At 68.4% G+C, this 4,319-nt stretch carries 3 protein-coding genes, 2 tRNA genes and 1 pseudogene; 3 read left to right on the forward strand and 3 right to left on the reverse strand.

All coding sequences use genetic code 11. The features are described from left to right. Positions 1–98: 98 nt before the first annotated feature. Both tig and AC08OQ_RS17950 read right to left on the reverse strand, forming a co-directional pair. Entirely contained in the window at positions 99–1,553 is a 1,455-nt protein-coding gene (tig, locus tag AC08OQ_RS17945) for a trigger factor (protein ID WP_476602162.1), read from the reverse strand. A gap of 58 nt (positions 1,554–1,611) precedes the next feature. Next, a tRNA-Pro gene (locus AC08OQ_RS17950) sits at positions 1,612–1,684 on the reverse strand. Positions 1,685–1,731: 47 nt separating this feature from the next. On the opposite strand from AC08OQ_RS17950, the gene AC08OQ_RS17955 reads away from it, so the two are divergent. After that, positions 1,732–1,805, forward strand: a tRNA-Gly gene (locus tag AC08OQ_RS17955). 138 nt (positions 1,806–1,943) lie between these two features. Here AC08OQ_RS17955 and AC08OQ_RS17960 read toward each other — a convergent pair. Continuing rightward, entirely contained in the window at positions 1,944–3,068 is a 1,125-nt protein-coding gene (locus AC08OQ_RS17960) for an acyl-CoA dehydrogenase family protein (RefSeq protein WP_462189138.1), read from the reverse strand. Between the two features lie 33 nt (positions 3,069–3,101). Here AC08OQ_RS17960 and AC08OQ_RS17965 point away from each other — a divergent pair, with 33 nt between their 5' ends. Together AC08OQ_RS17965 and AC08OQ_RS17970 are read left to right on the forward strand one after the other, a co-directional pair. Continuing rightward, positions 3,102–3,980 carry a hypothetical protein gene (locus AC08OQ_RS17965; RefSeq protein ID WP_476602163.1) on the forward strand — a complete coding sequence of 293 codons (879 nt, stop codon included), beginning with the start codon at positions 3,102–3,104 and terminating at the stop codon, positions 3,978–3,980. Then, positions 3,964–4,319 (forward strand): annotated as a pseudogene (locus AC08OQ_RS17970) (class I SAM-dependent methyltransferase); the annotation flags it as partial. The gene AC08OQ_RS17965 and the pseudogene AC08OQ_RS17970, both read left to right, overlap by 17 nt.

The raw sequence follows: 4,319 nt of genomic DNA on the forward strand, positions 1-4,319 counted from the left end.
ATCAGCGACAGATCCGGTGACCAACCCCCACGATGCGCCTGTTATGACCCGATGGTTGCTTCGGGAGGAACGCGACCGCGCCAGCGGCGAGGCGCCGATCAGCCGTTGCCGTCGGTCTTCGCCTCAACTGGCTCAACTGGCTCAACCGGCTCAACCGTGGCGTCCCCGGGGGCGACTGCCTCCGCCGCGACGGTGACGTCGTGGTCATGATCCGCGTCCGCGTCGGCGCCCGGCTGCGGACGGGCCGGCAGAGCGAGCTCGACGGAGGTCCCCGCACTGTCGACGACTTTGGCGTTCTCCAGCAACAGGAAGAGCGCCTTGGTCCGCAGGACATCGGCCATCAGGGCCGTCAGACCCTCGCCCTGCGCAAGCTGCTGAGCGTAGACGTCCGGCTGCACCCCGGAGCGATGGGCACGCAGGATGATCTGCTCCATCAGCTCGCCCTGGTCGATCCCAATCGACTCGGCATCGATCACCGCGTCCAGGATGAACTGGGAGCGGATGGCCTTGCCGGCGGACTCGCGGACCTCCGCGTCGAACTCCTCCTCGGTCTGGCCGAGGGTCTCCAGGTAGGACGTGCGGTCCGTGCCGATGTACTCCAGCTCGCGGGAGAGGCGGTGCTCACGGGCCTCGATCTCGCCGACGAGCAGCGAGCCGGGCACCGGCACCTCCACCCGCTCCAGGAGGCTTTCCAGCAACTTCTCCCGGGCTTGGCCGACCTGTTCGGTGCGGCGCGACTGCTCCAGGCGCGCCCGGATGTCCGCGCGCAGCTCGTCGAGGGTGTCGAACTCGCTGACGGTGGTCGCGAAGTCGTCGTCCAGGGCCGGGAGCTCCTTCTCCTTGACCCCGCGGACCGTCGCCGTCACCTGGGCGGGCTGACCGGCCTGCTCGCCGGAGAGCAGCTCCGTGGTGAAGGTACGAGTCTCGCCGTCCGTGGCGCCGATGATCGCGTCGTCGAGACCCTCGACCAGGTTGCCACTGCCGACCTCGTAGGACAGCCCGGTCGCCTCGGCATCCTCGATCGGCGTGCCGTCTGCCTCGGCGGACAGGTCGAGCGAGACGTAGTCACCCGCCTGCACGGCCCGCTCCACCGGCGTAAGCACCGCGAAACGATCACGCAGCGCGCCGACCTGCTCCTCGACCTGCTCGTCGGTGACCTCGACGGCGTCAACGATGACCTCAAGCTCCGAGAACTCCGGCAGGGTCACCTCGGGCCGGACGTCCACCTCGGCGGTGAAGACGAGCTGGCCGCCGTCGGCGAACTCGGTGATGTCCACCTCGGGCCGGGACAGCACGTCGACCTCCTCGGCCTGCACGGCCTCGGAGTAGAGCTGCGGCAGCGCCTCCTGGACGGCTTCGTCCAGGACGACATCCCGGCCCAGCCGCTGGTCCAGGATGCGCGGCGGGACCTTGCCCGGCCGGAAGCCCGAGACCCGGACCTGGCGGGCAAGCTTGCGATATGTGGCCTCGAGCGAGGGCTTGAGCTCGTCGAAGGGCACCTCGACAGTGAGCTTGACCCGGGTCGGGCTGAGGGTCTCCTTGGTGGCCTTCACGGCGCGGCGGTCTCCTGGTACGACGTTGGACAGGGGGGTGACACGCCGAGGCTATCGGTCGGGGCGGGGAGACTCGAACTCCCGATCTCCTGCACCCAAAGCAGGCGCGCTAGCCACTACGCTACGCCCCGAGGCGTTGCCTGCTCATTCTACGGGGTAAGCTCGCATCGATCACCTCGCGGGTGTAGCTCAATGGCAGAGCCCCAGCCTTCCAAGCTGGCCATGCCGGTTCGATCCCGGTCACCCGCTCCACTCTGGGTGGGTTGTGTCCGCGCGGGGGCGGACCTCGTCGTTCCGCCAGGCCTACCGGGAGGGCCGAGCCCCCCCCCCCCCCCGAACCCCCCGCATGCTAGGTGGATCCTGCTCCGGGCGTGGTTGGTCTCTTGCCGGTCAGAGGGAGCGGGCGATGAGCTCCTTCATGATTTCGTTGGTGCCGCCGTAGATCCTCTGGACGCGGGCTGCGGCGTACATGCGGGCGATGGGGTACTCGGTCATGTAGCCGTAGCCGCCGAAGATCTGTAGGCAGCGGTCGACGATCTCGCACTGCTTGTCGGTGGCCAGGTATTTGGCCATGGACGCGGTTGCGCCGTCGAGCCGGCCAGCCACATGCTCGGTGATGCAGTGGTCGATGAAGGTGCGCAGCGCCAGCGCTTCGGTACGGCACTCGGCGAGCACGAACCGGGTGTTCTGGAATTCCAGCAGGGGTTTGCCGAACGCCGTGCGCTCCTTGGCGTAGGCGATGGCCAGGTCGACGGCGTGTTCGGCGGCAGCCGCGGCATTCACCGCGATGGACAGCCGTTCCTGCGGCAGTTGCTGTACCAGCTGCATGAAGCCTTGGCCCTCGGCCGGACCGAGCAGGTTGGCCGCCGGCATCCGCATGTCGGTGAAAGCCAGCTCGCGGGTGTCGGTGCCCATCGCGCCGATCTTCTGCAGCACCCGGCCGCGTTCGAACCCTTGCAGCCCCTGGGTTTCCGCCACGATCAGCGACAGCCCTCTGCCGCCGGGCGCGTTGCCGGTGCGGGCCACGATGATGAGCAGGTCACAGTGGGTACCGTTGGTGATGAACGTCTTCGCACCGTTGATCACGTAATGGTCACCCTCGCGCCGGGCGGTGGTGCGCACGGCCTGCAGGTCGCTACCGGTGCCCGGTTCGGTCATCGCGATCGCGCCGACGAACACACCGGACGCCAGTCTGGGCAGCCATCGCTGCTTCTGCTCGTGGCCGCCGTAGGCGTTGATATAGCGCGCGACGATCGGGCTGTGCACCAGGTAGGCCCAGCAGTCGTCGGCGATGTAGCCCTGCTCGCGCAACACCACGGCCTCGTGCGCGAACGTGCCGCCACCGCCGCCGTACTCGATGGGGCAGCTGATGCACAGCAGGCCGATCTCGCCGGCCTTGTTCCAGAACTCGCGGTCGACCGCGTGCTGTTCGGTCCACCGCTCGTGGTTGGGTTCGGATTCCTTGGCCAGGAAGGTGCGGGTGAGGTTTTGGAGCTGGTCGAGCTCCTCGGTCATCCACGATGATCGGTAGGTCATAGTCTGTCCTCAGTGGCCGGTGAAGTTGCCGGCGATCCGTTCGGCGATCTTCGTCGCGATGGCAAGGGTTTCGGTGTCGGGGACGACCTGGCCGACCTAGCCGACCTACCCGATCTGCCCGTCAAAGGCCGCGGTCGCCGCGGTGTTGACGATGACGGCTTCTCCGATGCCCATGCTGTCCGACGGTACGGCAGGCTTTGCAAATGGTCAGCGGTGCTCGGCGTCCCCGCGCAGGGCAACGCGGCCGAGATCGGCAGAGCCCACGACCCCGCCGTCGCCCGCATGTACGCCGAGCACCCCGCCCAGCTGCGCTACCTGCGCCGCGCGCTGATCGACCCGGAACACGACAACACCAAGATGATCATCCTGCTCGCCGACCTCACTCTCAGCCAGGTCCGCGGCCTACGTGCCGCCGGCATTTCCACCAAGCCCGATCCAGAGCACACCCAGGCGCTGGGCATCCTGATCCGCGAGCTCGGCCCTGATCCGCGAACTCGGCCCTCGCCTGCGGCAACCCGTGGTCGAGTAGTTCTGGAACCACCTCGCCCAGGACGCGCCCACCGCCGGGCCACCGCCAGAGCCGACGATCAAAATCAGACCAGTCCCGCGCCCCTGACGCAGGGCTCCGGCGTGCCTACGGTGACGTTCTCCCGTGCCGCGGCGGGTGCGGCCGAACCCGGCGGCGTGTTCCGGCCCGGTTCAGCCTGGCCACCCGGTTCAGCCGCGCGGCGTGGAGCGGTCGGTGAAGCTTCGGCTGCAATTCGGATGCAAGAGGTATTTTGCGGGGGCTTCCCGACTGCGGACCGGATGCGGATCAAATATTCAGAGGAGGCCGATGGTGAGGCGTCGTGGCTGGCTCCCGGTAGCCGCGTGTGTGGGGATCGGCCTTAACGGCATCCGGCTGCGCGGCCGGGTAGGTGCCATCGACGTCATCGAATCGGTGGACCATGGGCATCCGGGAGGCGAGCCCGGCTCGGACGACCCTCACGCGCAGCATCCGTCGTACATCCTCCTCCTCGCCTCCGGAGTGCGTCTCGGCCCCGAGCATCGCCGCGCAGCCGACACCTACGCGCGTCGGCACGGCTGCGAGGTCCTCGACCTGGTCCCAGCCGAGATGTCGGCGCACCGGATCCTCGACCTGGCGCGGATGGTCGACCCGTCCACCTACCGGTCAGCCCGGCTGGCCCGCGGTCGCGGGGCCTTCCAGGCGGTGCTCGTCAATGCAGAGGT

It is taken from the genome of Frankia sp. CcCS3 (assembly GCF_977927575.1).

What these genes read in the sequence shown, in the direction of transcription:
- AC08OQ_RS17960 (WP_462189138.1), bottom strand. Translation starts at nt 3,068, where the DNA reads ATGACCGAGGAGCTCGACCAGCTCCAAAACCTCACCCGCACCTTCCTG.